Genomic DNA, 25,423 nt, shown 5'->3' with positions numbered 1-25,423 from the left:
CCCTCGGTTCACCATGTGCGACAACCAGCCGCAGATCGAACGGTCAGATCGCGCCGGCCGGGTCGGTGCGACGCCGTCCGTACAAGGCCAGACGGTGCCGCCGGACGATTGGAGCGAGCGGCAACTGCCCCGGCACCGTCGGCCGCCCGACGCGACCGCGTGGTCGCCCTGAGCGTCCCCGACGACGATCCCCGCATCCTGTGCACGGCGCCACCGGTCACACGCACTGGGCAAGTTCCTTGACGAGCAGGGCGGTCAGGCGCTCGGCGTGCTGGGGTGAGCGTGCCCGCGACAGCAGGACCGCGGAGATCCATTCGTACGCGACCGCCCTTTCCAGGCCGGCGATGCCGCGACCGTGAAGGACGAAGTCGGGAGCGTCGGACATGGCCTTTGCGAGAAGATTGAGCACGACGGCATCGGCTCGGTCCTCCGGCGTGGCCGCGTGATCGTCGGCAAGCCGTGCCAGCGCGGCGACAGCGGCATGATCCGATCCCGGCAGCGCGGCGAGCAGTACGGCGCGCCGGCCGGGGTTGTCGGTGGCCGCGTGGAACGCCCGGGCCACCGGAGCATCGTGGAGCGTTCCGTCGGCGCCACGCTGAGCGGCTGGCTCCACTGTGGATGGCGCCGGCGCGCCCGCAGTGTCCGGGGTCAGCCGGCGCGAATCCCCAGCGGGCGACGCCGGCGCGGCCGCGGGAGCCGGCGCCGGTCTTCCGGCATCCATTGTGGACGGTGTCAGCGTGGGCGCGGTGGCCGGTGCCCGGGTGGGCGATTGCGCGGTGACCGGCCCCGGGGTGGTGGCCGGCGGGTCCAGGGCCCGGATCGCTGTCTGCAGGGCGGTGGCCGGGTTGCGGCGTTGCACGGCCGTGAGTGTCGTCCGCCAGGCGTCGGCTGCGGCGTCGGGCAGGTGCCCTCGGCCGCGACGGATCTGGGCGATGGCCGCCGCTGTCTCCTCGGGTCGGAGTTGCGAGCGCTCCAGCAGCGTTGCGACCGCGGCCATGATGGCCGCGTCCCCACGCTGGACGGCGTCGGCACCGTGCTGCTGGGCCAGGCGGGCGAGCTGGCTTCGCGCCCCGGCCGGCCCGGAGAGCAGGACGTCGCGGAGCACCTGGCGCCGCTCATCGGCATTCTTCGCGCTGAGGTAGCGATGAGTTGGACTTCCGATCCCGATCCGACGACCGCGTGCGGCGCCCCGGGCCGGAGCCCAACTGATCCCGGGGTGCGACACCTTCGCAGGTTGGTCGACGGCCGCGGCGGAACCCTGGCCGTCGGGAGTCCGCGACGGGCCAGGCCGCTCAACGCTCGGCCGCGGGACGGAGGAACGTTGCACAGGCCCCACGCCGGCGGAGTTCGCGGACGATGTAGGGATCGTTCCCTGCCGGGCTGTCTGATCGCTCGGCTGCCCGTGGTCGTCATCGTCGCTGTCTGACATGTCCACGTCGGACAGGTCCGCATCGGAAAGGCCACCACCACGCAACGTCAGCGGGCTCGGCGCGGGCGGGGTCCAGTGCCGCTGCAGATCGCTCAGGCGCACCGGCTGGCTTTCCAGAGCGGGCCTGACCTCCGACACGGTGTCCAGCAACGACCGCACGTCCGCCACATCGCCCTCGACGCCGTCCACCGCGACCGGCTGCGGTCGCGCCGGCCCCCGCAGCGCCCGCACCAGCTCCTGCAGCTCGGACCAGGTACGCGGGCGCCGACCCCCCGACTGCACCGGCACCGCCAGCAGCCGACGCATGTCCAACAGCTGCTTCTTGCTCGGCAGCGCCGGGGAGTACGCCGCACCGGCGAGGGCGATCACCTCCTGGAGCATCTGTTTGACGTCAGCGTCCGCCTTTTGGTCGGGCGGGACGCGGCGGCGCCAGTTGTGCAGCTGGAGCCGAACCGCGTGGACGTCCATCACGGGAAGCTGGCTCAGCAGCTCCGCACGCCAGAGCTTGGCCAGTTCGGCGACCGCCGGGCTGCTGGAAGGGTCGATCTGCGTGATCAGGCGCCGCAGGTCGGGCTGGGTGACATCGCCACGCCCCAGTTCCCGCATCACTTCGAGCAGCAGCCGGGCCGGCTCCTCGATCGAGATCTTTGTGCGGTGGAGCAGCCGCCACGTGAACCTCAGGATGCGCCGCCAGCCGATCGACTCGTCCCGATCGGGGCTGTCGGGCGCGGCCGACAGGTCCAACAGCCGCCGCACCGCGAGCAGGTCCGCCTCGCTGAACTCGCCCCCGAACGCTGCGGCCGCCACGTGGGCCGCCTCCCACACGCGAGGGTCACCCGGAGTCGACTCCCCGGCCACCCGAACCGCCAAGGCTGCCCAGCCATCCTGACCGGCCAGCGTCCGTAGCCGGGCCAGCAGCCGCGGCGTGTGGACCCGCTCGTCAGTGAACGTGAACACGTCGGGTGGCGCGAAATACCCCAACGCCCCGGACAGCTCCGGCGACCGGCGCACCACATCCTGCACCTCGCGCAGCGTGGGCTGGTGATCGAACGAGGCCGCCACCTGAGCCAACACCGCGACCCGCCCGGTGTCGAAGACCAGCGCAGGCACCGGGTCAGGTGGCCAGCGCCGCGCAAGCTGGACGAGCACTTCGAACGTTTCCCAGTCCAGGTGCGTGAGCTCGGTCATCGTGGCCAGCCGCCCGAACGGCACCAGATCCGCCTCGACAAAGCCGGGCCCGACGACCGCAGCCGTAACGTAGGCCACGTCCCGGACAATCCGCTCGGCGTCCGGCCCACCGGGAACACCGATCGCCGCCGCCAAGCCCTCAAACGATCCGCGCGCCTGCCTCAACTGTTCAAGACGCTGCTCCAACCGGTCGATGTCCACCAGCACCGGCGCCGAGTTCGCACCGGCGTACCTGTCCGCGGGCTGGGCGAACCGCACCGGCTCCAAGCTCGATCCGGCAATGTGCACCCACGCGTTGGGAAACCATCGCCGCAGTTCCTGCACCGCTTCGGGCGACAGGTCCACCGCGATCGCGTCCACCGTCTCGACCCGGGCTCGCGTCGCCGGGTTGATCCGGATGTGCAGACTCTCCACCGCCGCCCGGGCGACCCGCGACCGGGACGCCTCCGGCACCGCCTGCAACTCCGGCGCCAACAACGACAGGTCCAACCGCGACCCGTCCCTGCCCAACCCCACATCGGACGCCGCCGCACCCGGCGACGCCAGCAACGCCGCCGCGCCCCGCCACACGGCACCCAGCAGCAGCGCCGCCGCACCCGCCGGCTCGACCCGCGAGGCCAGGCCCCGCAGTTCAGCCGCCATCACGTCGAGGTCATCCGGGGTCAAGCCCGCGTTCACCACGACCCGGGGGTTGACCACGTTCCAGTAGGCACGGCGCGTAGCCACCTGCCAGAAGCCGTGATCCGCCTTGTACTGCATGGACGCCATGGCGTCGGACTGGTCGCCGAGTGCGCGGAACTCCGTCGCGACCAGCGCGGCATGCATGAGCTGGTCAAGGTCTGGCACCGCGGTGTGGATCTTCCAGGCTTCCCATGGCGAGATCGACATGCCTGGGTTCGGCGCCAAGCCGGTCCGGAGATACTGCCCCAATGAGTAGTTGCGGTCAGGCAGTGGCGCACTCAGATCAGGCGGGCCACCGCGCAGGTCGATGATCTTCTGGTAGGTCACGGGGTGCAGTAGCTGGTACCGGTACGCCAGCCGCCCCTCGATGATCGGTTGGTCCACCTCCAGTACCAACTGGAGCTCGTCCGGCAGCCCGTCGTGCACGCGGTCGAGCGGGTGCCGCGGCAGCAGGCTGACATGGTGCTTGGCCGCAGGTCGGTCGTCCGAGTAGAGCGACATCTGGCCGTGGTGGAGGGTGTACAGCAATCTGCCGTAGCCGGCCAGCGTGGCTGCCGGGCTGAAGAACGAATCGATGCCGCCGAACCACCGCTCGGCCAGCCACCGTCCAAAGTGGCTGGCCGGGTTGTCGGTCGCGTCCTCAGCACGGGGCTCGTAGGTCTGGTGCAACTGGGAAATCCACCACATTCCCTCCAGCACGATGCCGAACGTGTGCTGGTCCCCCGTCCAGTCTCCCCTTCGCGGCTTGAAGATCGTCAACCCTTCGCCGGCAGGTTCGACGGTGAACCCGGGCAGCCGTTGATCCACTGGCTGTTCACGAAATTCGCCCTGCAGTCGCCGATCGATCTCGTCGAGCGCCGCATACGTCGATGCCTTGGTCGCGGTACGCCGTTCATCGTCGTGGACGGGCATGACCCCGGTCACGACCTCCAACACCTTGCCGGTCACGCCGTCGGCGTCCACGCGCAGTTCGGCGTCCGCCCGCCTCGCGACTCCGGTGACAGCCGGCAGGATGGTGCCGGGGCGGACGAAACGGGTGTGTACGTGTTCGCGCTCCATCCCGGAGCCCCAGGTGTGCTGGCCGCCCGCGGCGTCGAAGGCGCCCTGATCCGGCACGCTCACCTCTGGCGAGCGACCGAACTCCTCGACATCCGCGGCGGCGACCGCCGATGCCAGGTCCGGACCGAACGTCGCCACCCCATCCGCCGTGAACAGCAGCCACCGGGCCGGCTCCTCCGCCACCGCCCGCACCACGCCACCCGACAGCTGCTCCACCGGATGCGTCGACGCCATCAACCGCCGCGCGTCCAACCGTTGCCGCAACAACTGCGCTGCCACCATCCACTGCGCAGGGGCGGCCGCGTCGCACGACACCAGGATGACGTCCGGCGTCGTCCCGGCGGCCCGAGCCCGCGCCACCGCGTCCTGCCAACGCTGCGAGCGCTCGATCGCAACCGCCAGCCGCTCCCAGTCCACCAACGCGTCATCCAGCCACACCCGACCCGAGTCCAGATCACCGTGCACCCCGACGACGAGCCAACCAGGCACGCCCGGGAGCGCAGCACCGGCCACCGCGTCCGCCGCGACGCCCGGCCTCGGGAAGTACAAGCGGGCAGGCGGCCGGTCCACAGCCGGCCGATCGACGCCCGCGGAACTGTCGCCGCGGCGATCCGCAGCCGGGCCGGGGCGGTCCGCCGGAGACGTCACCGGTGCGGGACGGCGCAACGCCGGCATGTAATGGTTGCCCGGACGTACCAGGTGCAGGACCGGTCCGCCGGCCGACCCGTACATGGTCTCCGACCCGTCGACGTTGAGCACCGATATCCGGATCCCCAGCAGGTCCGGCGCTATCCGCAGGAGCTCGTCCCACAGCTCGTGCGTCCACTGCCGCGGCTGGTCGATCTCGCCCCGGAAGGCTCGGTACCGCTCCAGCGAGCCGGCCATGTTGGCCAGCATCTCGCTGTGCCTCGGCGACCTGTCGAGCAGCTCGCCGAGGTGGCGGCGCAGTTCGAGCGGGGTCAACCTGGGCAATGTCGAGATCTGGGGCGTCGGATGCTGCACCTCCGCCGCCGCCCGGAGGACTGAACTGAACCAGCAGTCTCCGTCGGGCGCCGTCCACGCCGCATACCGGCGAGCATCGGCCAGCACGGCGGCCTGGACCGCGAGTGGGCGGTTCAGCATCGGCAGGGTGTCGTCCGGCTCCGCCGCATCCGGTCCTCGTCGTTGGCGACCGAACTCCCGCGCGATCGCCACCGCGGCGTCGTGGTCCACGCGCAGCGCCTCCGCGACGTCGAGCAGCACCGGCGCCTCTCCGGCGACGAGCCAGATCTCCTCGGCCGGGGTCAGCCGGGAACGTGTCGCCTCGTCGAGCGAGCCGAGCACGGGATATGTGTCCGCCAGGTCGGTCCCGTCAGGCGCCCCCAGGCCGACCCGGCGCGTGATCGCCGCCGCGTCCAGCAGCAGCAGATCGGCACCGTCAGGCCCGAACTCGGCCACCAACGCGGCCTCCCGCTCGGCCCGGGTCAGTGGTGCCTCGCTCTCCCGCTGGGGCGCTGGATCAGGTGGCGGCACCAGCGGTCCGAGGTCGCCCAGGTGCTGGCGGGCCTGCTCGATCACCCGCTCCAGGTCGTCGAGCGCTCCTGGCGAGTGCAGTCGGATCAACGCAACCAGCAGCTCAGCCGCCAGGGTCGCCGGATCGTTGATCGCCGCGGACAGCGTCACCGACTGGTGAGGTTCGTCGATCTTGCTGGCGCGTCCCGGCTCGAGTGGCCCGACCGTCACAGCCAGGGCCGGCACCTCGGCCACCGCGGAAAGGTGCCGCGCCAGTGTCCCCAGCGCCGAGAGCCGTCCACCCGCTACCGACGCGGAAAGCTTGTCGACGTGGGTGGTGGCGAGTTCGTGATACCTGCGAATGACGTCCGGGTCGGTGAGGGCGCGGCCGACCGCGGAGGTGGTCCCGCCTGGCCGGGCCGGCGCCACCTGATCCACCAGGTGCAGCGACGCCTGATCGGCCCCGAGCCACTCGGAGCGCTGGCTGGTGGTCTCCGAGCTGAGCTCCGCACTGTCGACTGCGGTCCGCTTGAACCCCATGAGCGTGATCGCGCCGTGCTCTTCGAGCGGATCCGCGCCTGCGGGTAGGGAGGTCGATGCCCCTGCCCGCCCGGCCCGCGGGGTGGTCGTGTCCTCGAATCGCACCAACCGGTTGGCATCCGGTGCCCCGTCCGCCCGACGCGTCACCTCCAAGGCGAACACGGTGCCGTCGGCCGCGACCGCGACCTGCTCCTCGGTCGCCCGCACCGTCACCGGGACCGGCTTCTCCCCGCTCGAAAGGCCTGCCTCCAGACTGGCGTGGAGGTTCGCGACGAACAACCCTCGCCCGGCTTCGCTCACCAGGAGAACCACGGTGGAGAACGCCAGACCGAGTGCCACCAACACCTGGGCCAGGATGTCGGGAGGAACCGGACGTCCGTCCAAATAGGAGGTGCCGTCGTGGCCGTTCAGCATGAGCCACAGCTCGTCGGGCTCCGGCACCAGCTGTCCGGCGCGTTCGGTGTCTGTCCGGTTGAACCAGACGACGTGTCGGTTCGGTCCTCGGCTCGTCACCTGTGCGGCGGCGAGCAGTTCCTGCGCCGACCACGGCTGACCGCCCGCGATCAGCCGTGTCGCCGCGAAGGCCACGTTGCCGGCGAGCACGGCTCGACCCGATGCGATTTGCCGTAGGGGCGGCTGTGGAAGCCCGCGTGCCCAGTCCACGATCTCGTCCTGCCGGATGACCCAGGTCCGCATCGCCGCGTAGTCGACCACCTCGAGCATCGGCCCGGCAGGGGAGATGAACACCGACACATGGCGCAGCGCGTCGTGTGGCCCGACCAGTATTCCCCCCTCGTTTCGCACGTGGTCCCAGAACCTCTGCCCGGCCAGCGCATCTTCGAACGCCTCGTCCCCGATCGGCTGCGGCTCGACGACGCCAGGCAATCGAAAGGCTTTGTAGACGTATCTGCGGTAGAGGTCCGTGTCGAGTCGCGGCGCAGGACGTGAGCTGATGCCCGTCTGGCTCTGCGAGGAACGCAACGAGGTCAGCGACGGAGATCGGGACATTGAGGAGCGTCTGGACAGCAGCGGGCGGGACAACGTCGCCCGCCGGACGACGGGGGATCCGGCAATCACCGCCAGGCGCTGCATCGCCGCTCGCCAGTCATTGATCATCATGAACCGGACCTCCGTGACGCGACGGACGGTCGCCGGGCCGGCATCGCTGTCAAGCACGGATCTCATGGCCTGCTCGATGCGTCTGAACGTGGACCTGACGTTGGCGATCTCACGCAGCACGCCCTGCGTGAACGTCCGCTGCGCACTCCCGGCCCGGTCCTGACTCGGATCGAACCGAATACGGGAATCGGTCTCGAGGGCCAACTGCTCCCCGACAAGGAGCAGGACCGGGATCAGCGACGAGGACCGGAGCAGGACGTCCTGGTCAATGGCCGCCGCGGCGCCGAAGGACGGACGGGAAGCGGGGCGTTGACTCACGAGCATCATCTCGCCCAGAGCGTTGCTGCCCAGAACCAGATTGAGCAGTCCCCCGTCGGCGGGCCCCGCCCCGTAGCCGGGCAGCCCCCCGAACAGCAGATACTCCCGCACATCTGGGTGGAGGTTGAGCAGGCTCAGCCGGGCCAGCCGCTCAGCCAGGTTCTGGTCGGGCCGGTAGCCGATATGAGCCAGCGTGCCTGAACTGTCGAACGGGCCGCGGTCCGCGTACAGATCGTCGTTGAGCCCTTCGAGTACCGATTCCAGCACAGTGGGCGAGAGGACCTGCAAGACCTGTCGATCGCCCGGAATCTGGCGGGTCGGCACGAGCGAGGCGGAGAGGAGCAGATCGTGTATCACCGAGATCAATTCCGTGTCCTCGTAGAGGACTGCCGCCAGTCGGGTGATCTGTGCGCGGATATCCGGATTGCGCAGCACACCTCCGCGATCTTCCAGACTCACATTGACCGCGATCGACGCGAGGTCGGCGACCCGGCGGTCGATCTGGTCGTCGGGGATCCGCAGCTCCGGATACTGGCCGAGGAATTCTTCGAGCTCGGTGCGGTAGTTCTCGGCAACGATTCCGGACATGCGCGGGCGCGGCCTCGAAAGTGCCGCCCAGTTCGGTTCGAGGATCGCGATGTGGGTTTCGTCGTCCGACGTGGGCGCCCGCGCGGCCTCGACCCGCATCGGGATGTCTTCGGCGGTGAAGGCGGGGGACGCGTCGCGAAGACGGTCCAGCAGCGCGGCGATCTCCTCCCGAAGGGCCTGTTCCACGGCTCCGGCCCGGGCCAGCCGAAAACGTTCATCGCCGTGAGCCTCGACAACGACGGTCGGCAGTCCCGACCCTTGGTTCTGCCAGAAGCTGGCCTGTCGCACGACCTGCCGAGCCACGGAGGCGGCGACGGCACGCGCGGTGTTGACGACGCCCTCTTTGCTCGGCGGGATCGCCGAGCTGCCAGGGGCGAACGTGATCCGGATAGGCCGGTTCAGTCCGTTGAGGCCAGGGAGGGTGATGACCGTCAACGGGTTGGCCACCCGGGGCGTTTCCTGCTTCGGGTCGAGGCGTGCGGTGAGGTCATGGAAGGTCTGGCCCGGGAAGCGGCTGTGCATGGCGAACTTCCAGAGATCCCGCGGGTGTGGCAGGGTGTGGCGCACGATGTCGTGCATCGCCTTGACCGTGGTCTGGGTCAGTCTTTCGAGCTCCTCCGTGTGGCCGGCCGGATCCACCTCGCGCCGTCCGCGCTCCAGCTCGGCGAGCGCGTCGACCAGAGCCAGTCGGCGGCGCGTGGCGCCGTCCGTATCGGCTCCGGCTTGTTCGGCCAGGCTTGCTCGTAGTGCCGCTGCACGGCCGGCGTGCTGGGCGAGATTCAGGTCGATCGCCCGCCGGATCGCCCGGTCTACCTCGAAGTCGTTGGTGTTGTTCGTCAGGGTTACCTGGACGTGGCCGTCCTCGCTTTCGGCGACCGGGGCGGCGAAGACATAGCCCCAAGGGTTGTTGACGTCCTCGCGGGCGAAGTTCGTAAGGACCGGCTTTCCGTCCCGGCCCTGCGCGGTGATGCTGTTCGTCACGTACGCGCCGCCGACACCGACGTAGGCGTGCGCGTTCACGCCGATGGCGCGGGCGAGAGCATCGAGCTTGCGGCGCCGAGCCACGTTCTCCGGGGCCAGACTGAGCGCGCTGCCGTACTCCTTGCCGGGAAGGACGCTCAAGAGGGCGGGTCCACCAGTCTCGCGCGGATCACGGCTGACCTGAACCGCCGCCCATCCCGGCCTGATCGCCGACGGGTCGGTCCCGGGGTCGTCGACGAACGCCGCCATCGCCCGAGCGAGCGTGTGCATGCCGGTGATCTCGAGCGAGTCGTCCGCGTTGACTTCGCTCACCGCGCCACCCGCCGCTGACGTGAGCCCGTGGAAGACGACCAAGTTCAGGAGATCTCCGACCACGGCAGCGGCGAAGTCACGACAGGCATTGTCGGGCAGGCCATCAGAGAACTCCGGGATCATGCGGTCCAGCGTCCGCTCGGTGCCGGCCAGGTCGAAGGTGATGGTGTGGTTCGGATCCCGAACCAGCCTGATCTGGCTCCCGGCCAGGAGCAGGGCGTCGTTCGCCCGGTTCACGACCTGCTCGGTGGCGTAGAACTCCTGCGCTCCGGCCGCGGCGCTGACGGCCAGTGTTCCGTCGCCTGAGACCTGCAGCGGCGGGCGGTGATCCTCCAGTTCAAGCCGTTGCACGGGCAGAGCGAGAGCGGCCGCGTCCTGCCCGCCGGCGACGTCAAGGCCGTCGTAACGGCGAAACGGTGTAGTGGTGGAGTCGGGGTTGCTGCGCACGACGTAGTCCGTGACAACACGGAACTGCGCGGTGACCGGCAGTTCGATCGGCGTCACCGGTGCGCCGGCGCGCAGGCGGTCGACCTGCGCGAACAACTCCTTGACACGGTTGAGGTCTTCGTTGGCGGCGGCGACCTCCGTCTGCAATGCGATCAGGTCCCGGTGGGCCTCGAGCAGGTCGGCTCCTGGCATCCGGCCGTGCGACAGCCGCGCGGAAGGCTGTGGCCTCCTCGCTACCCGTTCTTGCGTTTCGTCGATGTCGCGTTGGATCGAGGACGTGTCGACCCCGGCCGCCGTCAATGCTCCCAACGCGTCCCGCAAGTTGCCGAAAGCCAGCTCGGGATCGACTGCCTCGGCGAGCGCGGACCGTTCGCCGCGAAGTTGCTCGATCTGCCGCACCAGGCCGGCAGGCGCGGCGATCCCGCGTGCGACTTCCTCGCCCTCGGTCACCACCTGTTCGAGGGCCTGCGCGGCTCGCAGTTGCTCGGTGAGCAAGGCATGGCGCTCGCGCACCTGGCGCGGCGAGTAGTTGTACGGGTTGGTGTCCGAGTCGGCGGCCAGTGCCCGCCGGGTGGCGTCCGTGACGGCGGCGACGGCGCCGGCGATCGGCGTCCGCAGAGCGGACACGTCGTGTGCCGCTTCTTCGCCGACGCCGGCCACGTCGAGGGCGCCCAGCAGGTTCTGCGCGCGTTGGTCGACCGACGCCCGGTGCCCGGCGGCGTCGGAGAGTCGCTGCCGGAGGCCGAGCAGCTCCCGGCGCAGGGGGGAGATCTCATCCTGGGAGGGTGGCTTGAGGTCGGACGGCCACGACTCCAGACGGGCCTGCAGGGCGCGCAGGTCGCTGTCCAATGCGGTCACCGCCTGCTGCTCGGCCCGCAGTCTGACCAGTTCGTACGCGACCCAGCCCGCGGCCGGCGGTGTCTCGGTCTGCCAGCGGCTCGCGATGTCACGGGCACGGTCGAGTTTCTGGGAAACGCGCTCCCAGTCGTCGCGAACGGAGGCCACGTCATGGCCGGCGGCCTGGCCTGCGTCGATCCACTGCTGCAGGTAGAGCGTCCGCTCGCGCAGTGCCAGGGGCCAGACCCGTCTGCCGAGGTTCAGGTGATCATCGACGGCCGGCCGCAGTCGATCGGTGTGTGGGGTGAACAGGCGGTTGATGGAGTTGCGGTGGTCCCGGATTGACGCGTGCACCTTTCGCAGCGCCACGGCGCCCCTGGTGAGCGTCACCGCAGTGTCGAGGGCGTCCAGGAGGTCCAAGGCCTTGAGACCGCCCTCAGTGCGCCGCAACGCTTCGGCGATCCCGGCCACGTGTGCCTCCCGCTCCCGGCGGGTTTCGTCGAGTTCTTTCTGTGCCTCGTCCACGGCATGCGCGAAGGCCGGATCGGGCGGGTCGCCGGCGGTGGTCGGGTCCGATCGGACGGCCGCGGCCCCCTCCAACACCCACGCCCAGTTGTCGAGCTCCTCGCCGAGGTCGGGCGGCAGGCTCACCAGGTCGTCGGCGACGGTGCGAGCGTCGACGAGCGTTTTCACCAGCGCTGACGGTGCCGGACGACCGAGCCGTCCGGTCACCATCCCATCGCCCGCGAGCAGCGCCCGGGGATGCTCTGTGCGGACGGTGTCGAACAGCGCAGCGAGGGCCTCGTCCGGCGATTCGCGGAGTATGCCCACCTCGGTCGCCAGCGCCTGCAGATCGGCGCGGGAGGCGAACTGGGCGAGGGGTTGACCGGCCACCAGATCGTCCAGTCGCTGGGCGGCGAGCCGTTCGGCCGGGCCCACCTTGGCTTGCGCCCCGAGGCCGAACCAGTCTCGAACGCGCTGCTCGACCCATTGGTCAAGCGTGGTGGGCCGCCACGGGTTCAGCGCCTCGCCGAAGATGTCAGCGGGCCAGGTGCCGATGCGCGTGCGCAGAGCGAAATTGAGGGCCTGGGCCTGGAGCCGGCTCAATGCGCCCAAGGTCGGCCGTTCTGCCCATGCGCCCCAGAGGACCGCGCCACCCGCGACATCACTCCAGGTCACGCCGTGCAGCGGCGCCAGGCCGGGGATTGACGTCATCGGCAGGTCGTCGTAGGCGCCTCCGGTCGCAACGGCGAGCACCGCGCGCAGTGCGCCCCGACTCGTACTCGTCCGGTCCACCAGGTACCGGCCCCAACCGAGTTCGCTGATCTGGTTGCGAGCCCAGACCGGCAGGCGGGCCATGGCCACATCCGCATCCACCGCGATGAGGACGAAATCTCCGTCCGCGAGCCGTTCCGTGGCCGACGGCCCGTTCGACTGCTGCTCCGGACCTTCGGGCTGGGTGACGTACTCCTCGTGCAGAAGCGCGCGGGCCTTCGACGGGCTCATCGTGACCGACGACTGGATCGACCGCGTAGCTTCCTCGGCCACCGCGACGATGCCGTCAAGATGCAGCGGGTCGTCCACCGGGTAGCGCGTGCCGAACTCGTCGTTGAGCCGTTGGAGCGCCTGCACGACCCGGTCGTCGGGCTTCACCATGACCATCGTCAGCAGTTGGAAGCCTCGTTGCAGCACGATGCCGAGGGTGTATGCCAGCCTGTACTCCTCGTGCGTGCCGAGGGCTTCGTAGAAGGCGTCGACGGCACGGTCGAGCTCCGCCGGCGTGGCCCGGTGCCGGCCCGCCTCGGCCGCCCGTCGAGCTCGACGGAACCGCGCGCCGAGGAGAAGCTCGTAGCCGCCGAGGAGCTCAGCGGCCCGTCGGTTCAACGACAGAGGCGCCGGAGTGAGTCGGGTCGGCGGGAACTCCGAAACCTCCCACACCGGGTCGTGCGGCGACGACCGCTCGACCGCGTCGATGCCGTCCGGCGCAGCCCACAGGTAGGCCGTCGGCCGGACCCCCTGCCGACCGAGGTGGTGCGGCTCCGCCTGGTCCAGTGCCACCGCGGCCAGGCCGAGCGCCGACAGCTCGATGTCGGCCATGGCCATGCTCGAGTCACGGTCCCACGGGCCGTTCGCGCGGATCGCATCGATGAGACGCCGACGTTCGCCGGGGTTTTCCACATCGATGATTCCCCAACTCGCCAGGTGGTCCGTCAGTGGGTGGTCACCGTCACCGTTGAGATACCGGCCAATGTCGTCCTGCAGGGCGCCTACGACGTGTCCGCGGATCAGCGCGACCCCATCCGCGGTAGTGGCCCAGTCGCCGAGGCTCTGGCGCAGCTGCTCGCCGAAGCTCGCGAGGAGGACCTGCTCGACCCGTGAGCTGTCGCCGCCGATGTTTGCGCGCCGCCCGATGCGCTCGACCACACTCTGGAACTCGGAGCCTTCTCTTTGCTGGTCGGCCATGTCGACGTCGCTGATGTCGCGCATCAGTTCGTCGTAGGCGCTCTGCCAGTCCGCGCCGAGGTCGTGCCGATGGCCGGCCTGCGGATCGGCGGGCACGTCGCGCAGCGGTGCCGGGCCGGACGACAGGTCCGTGTCGAGGGGCAGGTCCGTACCGAGGGGCAGGTCCAGGTCGAACGGAAGGCCCAGATCGAGGGACAGTCCCAATTCGAGGGGCAGGTCCGTATCGGGGGGCAGTGGGGTGTTGACGGCCCGGCTGAGCACCTCCCGGCCCTCATCACGGGTACCGGTCGCACCCCCCGATGCCGACGCAACGGCGCGGGCCGACGCCAGGTCGACCGGCTCGGTGGGGCGGAACTCGTTCTCGCCCACCTCGGCCAGCACGAGCGGCGGCAGGCCGGTGTCCGGCCCGCTGAAGGTCGAGCCTCCGCTGCCGGTCATCGTCTCGATCTTGACACCCAGGATGGTCGCGATGGCCGGCCATGGCGGCAGCGGAGCGTTGTCCGGCAGGCCGCGCAACTTCGCGATCAGCGTTTTCAGCTCGTCGGCGGTCGTTTCCGCAATCCGCTCGATCTCGGGCGACGGCCGGGGGTGTTGCCGCGCGGTCGTGATGAGCGATTCGAGCCACGAGTCCGGCCCGGGCGCCTGATCCTCCGCCATGAGCCCGCGTTCGGCCAGCGCGTCGCCCTGCTCGCGGGTCAGCGGCAGGGATGCCGCTTCCGGTGCCGATTGCCGGTCCTGGATGAACCGTGCCACCTCGGTCGCGAACGACCCCAGGCTGTCGCGGGCCAGCCCGGCCAGTTCGTCCCGGCCGATGCCCAGGCGCACGACCTCGTCGATCAGTTCCTGAGGGAGCCCATCGACGGCCGCCTCCACGACCGACGGCCTCGCGCTGCCGATCGCGGGATCGAGCCCGATGTACCAGCCGTCCGGCGCCACGCTGAATCGGGTGCTGACCGCCCCTGTCGCGGCGTGCACCCGCAGCTCGACCGGGGCATGCAGTTCGCGGGCCAGGGCACGGGCGGCGCGGAGCGGCTCGTTGTACAGGTGTGCCAGCAGGGGCGGTTCGGTCCTGGGGCCGGTCGGGTCGGTGCTGCCCACCGTGTCGGTCATCAGGGTGACGATGTCCACGACGCCGGGGTGCTCCGCGTGTGCCGCGTGTACGGCGGCGATCTGTTCCGGCGTGAGGGTGTGCCCAGCCCAGGTGTCGAGGGTCCGGACGAGCTGGCGCTGCCGCTCGGGCTCGCGGACCTCGACGACGAGGACGTCGTCCGGTCCCATCCGGACCTGCCGGGCGAGCTGACGCGCGTGGGCCCGCAGGGCCATGTCCGGTCGATCGGCAGGTGCCGCCTCGGCGTCCTTGGGGTCGATCCGCCCCAGGGCGTCGATCAGGTTCAGGGTCGGCGAACCGGGTCCGCCGACCCGCGGGCGGGTGCGGTCGCGCTCGGCGGCGTGCAGGCCTCGACCGAGTTCGGTGCGGCGTTCGATCTCCGTCCTGCGGCCGAACTCGGCGCGGCGTTGTTCCTCCACCAACGCCTCGTAGTCGGACTTGAGCATCTTGACGTACACGTCCCCGCTGAACTCGTCGCTGGTGTGACGCCGGCCCATGGAGGTCGGGCGCCACCAGTGCACGATCCGCTTCTGGCCCTCGAGCCGGTACCTGGCGTGCAGCCGCACGAGCACTTCCGGGTACTGCTGCTTCACGTGCTCCTCGCGCCGGTGCGCGTCGGCGTACGTGCTGGTGTGTGACCTGGGCGCCTGCCGGTCCACGCCGGTGTCGCCCTCGGTACGGTGCGCGCCGTAGGACTCGCCCGGGCTGGCGTTGTCAGTGACCGTCAGCCTGGCCGGGCCACCCGCGTCGGCACTGAGCGAGACGTAGGGCGTGTCATGGGTCATCGAGACGCTCACGCCTTGCTGGTACTTCACGTACCGCCCCGTGCCGGTTCTCTCGTGCTCGGCGATCACCTCCATGTCTTCGAGCCGGCCGCGCAACGTGAGGTCCGCCCGCCGGCTCGTGTGCCCCGGCACGAATGCCCCCTCGGCCAACTGCACGCCGTCCGGGTTGAACGCGGCGGGCAGGAGGTTCGCCGCCAGCAGGTCGCGGCTGGTGAGCGCCCGGACGGACACGCTCGTGTGGTACCCGGCGCGGGTCACCCAGCGCGACGGCCACCAGCGGTTCCACTTGATCGGGCGGTTGAAGAGCGCGCCGAGCACCCGGCGGCTGGCGGCCTCCGCGCCGTGCAGCTGTACCCCGTCGACGTAGGCATCCTTGGGAAGCTCCGTCGGGTTGAGGGCGGCCCGAAGGCCGGTCGGCGGCGACATCGGCTTGGCCTCGACGACGCTCCGGGGGATCTTCTGCACCATCCGGCCGTGGACCGTTCGGGTCAGGCCGGAGTGCCGGTGGTCCCGTTCCGCGCGGAACCCGGCGGTGATCGGGCTGACCAGCCACTTGGCGACGTCACCGAGGACGGCGAACGCCACCCGGATGGTGGTGACCGGAACCCGGATGATGGTCGGGACGCTGCCCGGTGCCGACATGAACCGGCGGAAGCGGGCGATGACCCTGCCGGTCAGCCAGTTGGTGACGCGGCGACCGCCGAGTTTGACGAGCCGGGTCTCGATGGTGAACTCGACGCCGGTGTCCGCCCGGTAGTAGTCCTCCCAGTCGTAGGCCGTCGACTCGTAGGTGAACTGCTCGGTCGTCGTCTGGGCGCGGCTCCACCCGTCGGCCCACCTGACGCCGGGACCGCCGGTGACCTTCTGCTGCGTGTCGCGACGCTTCTCCTCGAGCGTCTGGTCCGGATCGGGCCGATCGTCGATCGTTCCCTTGAAGCCGGCGGAGGTGCCGCGACTGAACCCCACCCGCGTCGCTGCGCGGCGTTCGACGTAGCGGTGCCGGTAGTTCTCCAGGCCGCTGCCCTTGATCTTGTCGCCGAGCATCGGCGCGGTCACCAGCCGGGCCTTGATGTTCGTCTCGACGACGTTCTCGCCGAACCAGGCGTGCGGGTTGGGGAAGGGCAGCGTGAACCCGTCCGGGCCCAGCATCTGTTCGAGCAGCGGCTGGTCCCGCCCGCCGTCGAAGAGGGCCTGGATGCGGTCGAGCCCACCCTGCAGGCGTCCGACGTACGGGCTGGCCTGCGGATGACGGTGCCACCATCGCCGGTGCACCGGGTCGGCCTCCCGGGGGATCCTGTCGTGGGGCATGCCGATCAGGCCGGGCGCGAGCTTGTTCACCTCCTCGGCCAGCAGGTCGGACAACTGCAGGCCGTCGTCCAGCTTGAGCGAGTGGATGCCGCCGTGGCCCAGCGAGGCGTTCCCCGGTTGCAGGTACGGCGGCAGGTCGAGCCGGCGGGTCCGCAACGGCGTCCGCAACGGCACGCCGAACTCCTCCTGGAACTCCCTGGCCACCTCGTCCGGCACCGCGACGTCCGCCCAGGCATGGTCGCGGGCCAGTTCGCGGGCGGTGTCGGCGCGCAGCTCGCGGTGCGGATCATCCGGCGTGCCGGCGGCTGCCTTCGACCACCGGATGAGGACGCGGGCCATCAACTGGTCCGAGATCTGCAGTTCGCCGCTGCTCCGCCGGGTGAGGATGTCCAGGAGTTGATCCGCGTCGAGCGGTACCTCGCCGTTCGCGTAGTGCTCCAGCGCGTCCGGCTCGGACATGACGTAGATCATCGGCTCGACGTCGTCAACGGACCGGTGGGCCGGCACCCGGTTGCTGTCCGGCAGCAGCTTCGCCCGCTTCGTCTTGCCGATGAGCAGCGAGTAGCTGACGGGCGCCCGGAAGCTGTACGCACGCTGGAAGTTGAGCTCCAGCAACTCGCGACCACCGGTCTGTCTGGTCGCCCGGTCGTGACTGAGGCCCTTGCGCATCGCATGGTTCAGCGATCCGCTCAGCCCGGTCACGTCCGACTGCCCGGGATCACCGCCGGAGGCCAGGTCGATCGGCGAGCCCCCGATGCCCCGCCGCCGGCCGGCCGACTGGCCGGCCTGGGTCAGGGAGAGTTTGATCAGACCGAGCACATACGGATCGCTCGTCGCGCCGACGAACTGTGACGCGCCGACGTTGGCCTTCAGCGACACGATCTGGTGCTTGTCCCGGAAGAACCTCGACTTGAAGAACGTATCGGTGGTGTAGCGTCCCCCGACCACCTCGGGGAAGTGGGCCACGACCTGAGCCTGGTTGAGGAAGGTGGAGATCTCCTCGTCCGCGGTGCCGCCGGTCTGCGCCATGCCCCCCATCCGGCCGCGCGCCGTCGGCAACAGCCCGGTGACGTCCAGGTAGGACACCGCGGCGTGGTCGAAGACCGTGACCGGTGTGTCGGTGCGCCCGGGCACCGTCTGCGCCGTCGCGACGTCGTGGGACGGCTTCGTGTTGAAGGCCGGCACCACGCGGACGGTCGCCGTGCTCGGGATCGGGGGCAGCGGGTGCGGGAGGCGCCGGTCGAGCCCCGAACGGTTGGAGAGTCTCTTGACGAACCGCCACCATGACCGCCGCTGGTCGTGATGGATGACCACCTCGTAGTTGGTCGTCAGGTCGAACTCGGTGAGCACGCCCTGGTACTCCATGAGCCGGGGCATGTTGCTGACGTGGTTGACCGACTCTTCGCCGCTGACGCCCCGGTCGTACTCGACGCCGATGGCGGCACCTTGGAGCTGCTTGCCGGTTTGCGCCGGCATGAAGCGCAGCTTCATGCCGGTGGCGAACCCCTTGCCGCCGCCGGCCGACGAACCGGCGAAGTCGAGCCCCATCTCGAGGTTGACGATGTGCCGTTCCTTGGTGAACCGCGGGTTGGCGGTCGGATCCTTGAGCGCCGTCGTGCCCTCGTCCCGCGGCGTTCTCGCGGTGATCGTCACCCGGGCCGAACGCACGCGGAAGTTGGTGAACCAGCCCGTGTGTCGCTTGCGGAGCGTGAACGAGAACCCGTCCTGGTGGATGCCGTCGAAGTTCGACCGGATGGCCGCGTCGGAGAGGAGCTTGCGCAGTGCCACGCCGTTGTTGACCTGGCTGTCCCGCTTGCGGCTGAACAGTGCGTGCCGCTTGAACGGATCGTCGGGGTCGCGGACCACGTAGCCGTACCTGTCCAGTTCCCGTTCGATCCGGTCGACCAGCCTGTCGATGAGCTCCGCGTCGACGTCGACGAGGCCCATGCCGATGCCGCGGCCCTTGCGCGCGTGATGGGGCACGGCCGGCGGCGACGTGGTGCCGAACGTCGTCGGGGCGACCTTCGGCGGCACCACGTCCGGCGCGGTCGGCGGCTCGATGGAGTACGCGACGGCGTCGGCCGTGGGGACCCGGACCATCGCCCGGCCGAGCACGGTCCTCGGCCGGTAGTCTCCGCCCCGGCCGCCGAGCCGGGTCCGCGGCCGCACGACCGTTCCGGTGGCGTCCCGGACCTTGGTGAGCACGTTGCGGTGCCGGCGGACCTGCACGGTCGCCTGGTGCTCGAACGCCATCCGGTACGCGGAGGTGAAGCTGGCGTACCTCGACACGTGGACCCAGAGACCGAGCCGTCCGGAGGAGCTGCCGTCCCGATCGGTCCAGGTCCAGCGCGCGTAGGGCAGCTTCAAACCGAACCTGAGGAACGGGACCTTGGCGAAGACGAACTCGAGGCTCGGCTCGGCCGCGTCCTCGTTGGTGATCGACGTCCCGGCGGTCGTGCCGGAAATGGCGGTGCGGACCTCCTCGACGTGTGCCTTGTCGCTCGGGGCACTCACCGGTTGCGCCGGGACGTCCTGGCTGCGGCGGGTCCGTATCCGGACGTTGGCGATGATCCGCCCGGCCTCCACCAGCGTGAACTCGTACCCGCGATGCCGGTTCACCGCCTTGTCCAGGTGCGTGTCGAGATTGGACACCCGGTGCCACACGGTGGCCCGCAGGGGGTGGCCCAGCGGGATCGGCCCGCGTTCGTTCTCCAGTTGCCTGATGATGTCGTCGGCGAGCAGGTGCAGGCTCGTCAGGCCCGAGGCGTAGAAGACCTTCGGGATTCGCCGATGGGCGTTGATGGGAACCGACTGGTTCGGCCGGACCGCGGCGGCGAGTCGGGCGGCCAGCCCGGGCTCGCCGCGGGTCAGGTACTTCTCCGGCAGCGACAGGGTCAGCCGTTCCTCGGTGGTGATGACCTCCGGGGTGATCTCGTCCCAGGTCTGCCCGGCGCGCGTACGGACCCGCAGGTGGTACCTCGCGGCGGCGGACACCAGGGCGGCGTCCTCGCGGGTGTCCTCCACCCGGCCCACCTCCGCGTCCCGGACCGTGCCCGTCGAACGGTTGACGAGGTTCCGGAGGAACTTCATGGCCACCCCGAGCCGCACCGACATGAACTCGCGGGCGACCCCGAAGGAGAACCCGACCGAGCTGCCGAAGCGGAACCAGCCGGTCGGCCCGGCGTGGCCCTCGCTGTGCGCGCCGACCTGGAACGTGCCGTGGATCGTCTCGTTGGCGCGCACGTGCCGGGCCCGGCCGGTGACCTGCTGGGGGACGTCCAGGCCCTCCTCGGCCGTCGCGTTTCGCCCCTTGTCCGATGCGTCCGCCGGCTTGGGCGGCGCGGACTCACGCCGGGGGTTTGTCAGTTCGAGCCGGAGGAGTACCTCGAGGTGGCCGAGGAAGGCGACCATCCCATCGCCGACCAGGTGTCGGTAGTTGTTGACGATGAACCCGGGGAGCTGGTCCCAGGCCTCCGCCGTCTGCGCGACACCGTGGTCCTCGGCGAGCTGTCTGAGCCGGGCGACGAGGTCGGCGAGAGCGGGCAGCGCGTGGGCCGGGATCCCCGCGGCGTACGCGATCTGTTCCAGTTCGCCCGTGCCGACCGGGGAGGCGGCAGGGACCGCCGGGAGCTCGTTCAGCGTTCCGCGGTCGCGGTCCCACGAGTCGGCGATGTCGACGCGGACCGTCACCGCGCGGCGGTCTGCGTCCCCGCCGCCGTCCCGGACGGTCCTGGCCCGGTGCCGGAAGATGAACATCGGCATGTCGTCGCCCATGGTGTTGACCAGGTGCGTCTGGACCAGCGGTTCCAGGCGCGTGGCCACCAGTTCGGCCCGGCGCCGCCCCAGCGCGTTCGCCGACATGACGCGCGGAACGCCGCGACGGCCGACCGTGACGCCGTAGCCGTAGCCGTAGCCCTCGACGGTGACGACGACGGGGGCTCCCTCGGGGGGCCGGTTGGCTGCCATCCGGGCGACCCGCCTGGCCAGCTCGGCGGCGATCGTGTCCACCTCGTCGTCGGTCGCCTCGACGGCCCGATAGCTGAGGGGGCGGAACCGCAGTGTGATGGGCGGGTCGTTGACGACGCCCGGCTCCTCGGGTGGCGGCGCGGCCGGGGCCTTGCCGGGGTCCTTGGCGGGGAGCTCGGCCGGAACCCCCTGCGGCCCTGACGCCGGTTGGGCGAGAAAGGAGTGGAACTCGGCGTGGCCGGAGCCGGTCTGGACGCGGCGGTAGAGCCGGATCGGAGTGCCGGTCGACCCGGCCCGGGGAAGCAACGTGGCATGCGTACCGTCGTCCACCAGGACGGACCGGTCGAGGAGGGCACCGATCAGCATCGGTCCCACCTTCGAGTGGTCGTGTTCGGCATCCGGCCGCAGCAGGTCACCCAGCTTGGTGCGCAGGGCGGCGTCGTCCCCGGGCGGGACGGTCGCCAGGTATGAGCTCCCGATGGACCGGAAAGCGGCCAGGTCCCTGGCAGGGAGCCGGTCGATGCCGGCCAGAAGGTGCTCGCGCAGCTCCGTCACGACGTTGGTGAGCGCCGTCGTGCTGACCGCGCGCCGGGATCCGGCCCGCTCGTCGCGCAGGCGGGTCAGCTCGGCCTGGGCGGCGTCTCCCCACGCGACCCGCCATTCGATGTCGTCGAGGTCGGTGTGGACCAGCGCGGCGAGCAGATGATTTCCCTCGCCCACGAGGAAGGCCCGGTCCTCGGGCCGCAGCCGGGTTTCCTCGGCCGACGCGGCCGCACCGTCCCGCGGCGTATCTGCCGGCAGAGCGGCGACGTCGCCTGGTGCCCGACCACGTTCGCCGGCGTTGCCGCGCCAATCTCCTTCCGCGCCGAATTCGTCCACCGTCGTGAGGCGGTGCCCGGCGACCTCGCTCAGGATTGCCCGCAGCCGCTGCCACAGGTTGCCGGGCCGGCTGGGCCCACGCCGTCCCAAGCTCTCCAGCGCGGGCCGCACCGCCGAGCCGAAGTCCCGTTTGTCGGTGACGAACGGCTCCGCCGAGGTCCCATCGGCGCTGCGCCGGACGGACTCCGGCCCCTTCGGTTCGGGCGTCAGGAGCCCTTTTCGCGCACGCGGCCGCGCGGGTGCCGGGTCAAGAGGCAGACTGCTTCCCGGGGTCTTCGGGGCACCCGGGTCGGTGACCCGCCGACGGATCGTCGACCTGAGGCTGCCCTGAGCCCTCGTGGGGCCGGTCAGGCGGAATCGACCCGGCGTGGGGAGCAGGTGGTGGGGTCGGTCTCGCAGCTCGAGTTCCTCCTGTCCCGGGAGGTTCTCCAGCCGCAGGCCGTGATCGTGAACGACATCCGCGAAGGTCCGGCCCTCACGTTCCAGATCGGTGAGATACTGCTGCCACTCCGCGGCCCGCGCCCTGACGAGCTGCGCGAAGCCCTCGTCCCGGCTCAGGGGGAGCTGGTCGAGCTCCTGTGGGAGCCTGCCGTCCAGACCGTGGTCCCGGTTCCGCCGGATCAGCCGCAGGTAGGAGTCCACCCGCATGGCCATCGGGGTCGTCCCCAGCCGTACGACCGCGTAGTCCGGCCTCGCCTCCTTGGTGACCTGCCACGACAGCTCGGTCGGGAACTCCAGCTCCAGCAGGTTGCCCCCGGGATCCCGCATGGTCACGGTAAGCCCGTGCCATCGGTTGCCGGGCCGCCAGAAGTTCGCGATGTCCGTTTCACGTACCTGGTACTTGTGCCGCTCCACCAGGCGAGTCAGCACAGCTCGGACCGTAGAGCCGTACTTCGCGGGATCCACCTGTACCGCGAACCGGACGGTGTCCGTGTTCTGGGCGAGGAACGACCGCACGTCGATGCCCTCACTCAGCTTCCGGTCCTGGAACTTGCGCGCCAAGGACTCCACGGTCTTGGCCCGGTGCTGGGTGCCGACCAACTTCAGCCCTTTGCTGGTCGGATCGACGTGTTTGACCACCTGGCTCAGTACCACCAGCGTCTCGGCGGCCCGCTCCTTCGCCGCGCCGGCCGCATCCAGCAGCGCCTGATGATCATTGGGGTCGAGACTTTCGCGCAGATCATGCTCGACCCGCTGGACGTCCAGCCGAAGGCGTGACGGCCGCCTTTGCAGCGGCTGCAAGATGTCGGTCTGCCGCCGTCGCAGCGGCGGTATGCCGCTGCCGGTCGGCCGCCGTCGCGGCGGCGGTATGACGCCGTCGGTCCGTCGCCGTCGCAGCGGCGGTATGACGCCGTCGGTCGGCGGCTCGGTGACGGTGGCGGTGGCGGTGGTGTCCGTCGTGAGCGGCTCTGCACTGAGAGGTGAGTGCTCGTCGAAGCGGGGCGGCTGCGCCCCCGGTGATGCCTCGCTCGGCGGTGAGCTCTCCTCAATCTGGGCCCGATACACGACCGGATCCATGTTGACCGCGCTTTCGCCCGGGCGGTCCACGCCGTCGCCGGACCTGCGTCCGGCCAACCTCCGCGCCGTCTCGACGAACCCGGACCCCCGCTCGAACACCCCCTGCCAGTCCTGGGCCGGCCCCAACCCCGACACCCAGTCGTTCCAGTCACCGGCGAGCCCCGCCGCCTGATCCCACGACCGCCGCGCCACCCGCTCCAGCTCGCTCCGGAACCATTGCGTCAACTCCGGGCCGCCCAACCCCCACTGGTCCCGCCCCAGCCCCGCCACTCGTGGCGCCCGGCCGGACAGCTCACCCCACGACGGCAGGGAATCTCCCCGGCCGCCCAGCCGGTCCGTCACCACCCAGTACGGCGTCCACAACGAGCCCAACAACGCCCGCACCGCCGCCACCCCGACAGCCCCGGCCAGCATCTGCTCGACTTGGGTCGACAATGCGTCGACGCCCGCGCTGAACCCGTTCCACGCCGCGAGGACACGGTCGCCACCATCGTCCAGCCGCGCCGCTTCCTGCCGTACCTGACCGGCCAACCGATCCCGCCAGTCCCGCACACTCCCGGCCGCCGCCGCCACTTCGTCCGCCGGGGTTCCCGCATTCGGCCCGGACGGGCGCCCACCGACCGCCGGATCCGCCACCGGCACCGGCACCGACAGCACCGGCAAGCTTGACGCGTCCGGTTCCGGTCCGGCCTGCATAGCGCGACCCGGGTCCGGTAGCGCCGGCGCCTCGATCACGGGCAGCGCCGGGGCGGCCGGCTCGGAGGAGGTGAAGACCGACAGCGACTCCGCCCCCGGCCGGCGGAGCAGTTCGTCGATCTGGTCCACCGGCGTGTCCGGCGCGAGGTAGGCGCTCACCAGCACGCGCCTGCGCTGCTGGGCGGGGAGAGCGGCGAGCCGATCGACCACGGTGGACGCGCTCGCCGTCGACAGCGGTGCCCGAGGTGAGCCCAGCACTGCCAGCGTCAAGGGGCCGAGCATCTTGTTGACGTCACCGAGCAGGAAGGCCGCCGTCATGTTCTCTTCGCCGACCACAGCAGCCAGTCGGCGGGCCTCGTGGACCTCCTCGTAGTCCTGCCCCCTGACGCGCCCCAGGTCCCCGGCGGTCAGGGGCAGCAGGTTCGCATCGTCACCCTCGACGATTGCTCGTGCATCAGGATCGCTGCTCAGGAAGTCGGCCTCGAGGAGGGCGTAGACGATCCGGCTCAGCAACGTAGGCACGCCCTCAGCCAGCACCTGTGTGGCCCGCGACGCGCCCGGCAGCTGCGAATAGTAAGCCCCGTAGTCCGGGTGCTCCATGACGTGGAACAGCTCGTGGACCAGGGTGAACGCGGTGGTCCATCGCGTGAGCTGGTTGACGCGGCCGTCAGCGTCGGGGACCAGGACGGAAAGGTAGACCTCCCTTTGTATGGTCACGGCCGACCAGCTGCGCTCGATGGCCAGAACCGCCTCGACGACGTCTGAACGCTGGACGAGGCGATCGATCACGCGCGTCATCGCTTCGGCCTCGGCGTTGGCTGGAATCTGGCTACCGTCCGACGTCGAACGGCTGAAGCGCGGCTTCGCGTGGTGGGCGCGGAGCAGGTCGATCAGATCAACGGAATTCGACCTGTAGCCCCAGAGCGCATTCACAACAACGTTCCGGCGCGTTGACTCGGTCACCGCTGTCTGCCTGGCCATCATCGCGAACCAACCGTTGTGCAGATCGCCGCGCCGCCCCGGCCGGTCGGCTGTCAGTTGCGGCGCTCGGGCGAGTCTGCCGAACACTTGGTCGATGTATCGCGCGGCGAGCCGTGCGATGGCCTCGTAGTGCTCCAACTCGCGCTGGAGCCGGTCGGCGTTAGCCGCCTCGCGGTGCTGCTGGTCGGCGGCGCGGCCGCGGGAATTCCATCGTCGCCACAGATTCGTCAACAGCGTCCGCTCGTACTTGGACTCGAAATCCTCTGCCTCGCCGGGCAGCCGGTCGACGAAACCCTCGGAGACGGTTTCGCTCGACGGCGCGGCGGGTGCCGTGGCCGGCGCGGCCGTCAGGCCGAGCACCGTGGCGAGCCGGAGGCCCTGGGAAGCAGAGGGCGCGAACGTGAGCTTTGGTAGCGTGGCCGCGACCACCCCTCCGTCCAGGTCGCGGTACAGCTCGTCGAGAACCCGGTCCACGTCTTCGACCGCGACGGACAGGCCGACGCCGAAGTCGACATGCGTGCGGTCCGGCTCGGCCACACGAGCACGCAGCGACTCCAGCCAACGCACGGCGACCGCCCGCTCGCGCGGAGACAGCGGCCGGACTTCCGCGACAACGGCGTCGATCGCACCTGCCGCCAGGTTCACGGTCAGCGCACGCAGGTCCGCAGCGCCCGGCCGAGCGATGCCGCGCGGCCGGAAGTTGCCCGAATTGACGACCGCGGCGCCGCC

General features: G+C 70.5%; 1 protein-coding gene (running past one end of the window). It reads right to left on the bottom strand.

Features of this window, described 5'->3' with window-relative positions; all coding sequences use genetic code 11:
- Nucleotides 1-217: 217 nt before the first annotated feature.
- Nucleotides 218-25,423, bottom strand: the 3' portion of a protein-coding gene (locus AB0H83_RS34340) for a tetratricopeptide repeat protein (RefSeq protein WP_360102401.1). Its footprint extends 15,462 nt past the window's final position; 25,206 of the gene's 40,668 nt are visible here — the last part of the coding sequence; its start codon lies off the right edge, out of view; it ends in the stop codon at nucleotides 218-220.

This window comes from Dactylosporangium sp. NPDC050688, from assembly GCF_040654515.1.
Lineage (GTDB): Bacteria > Actinomycetota > Actinomycetes > Mycobacteriales > Micromonosporaceae > Dactylosporangium.
This window is presented reverse-complemented; position numbering and strand designations above follow the sequence as displayed.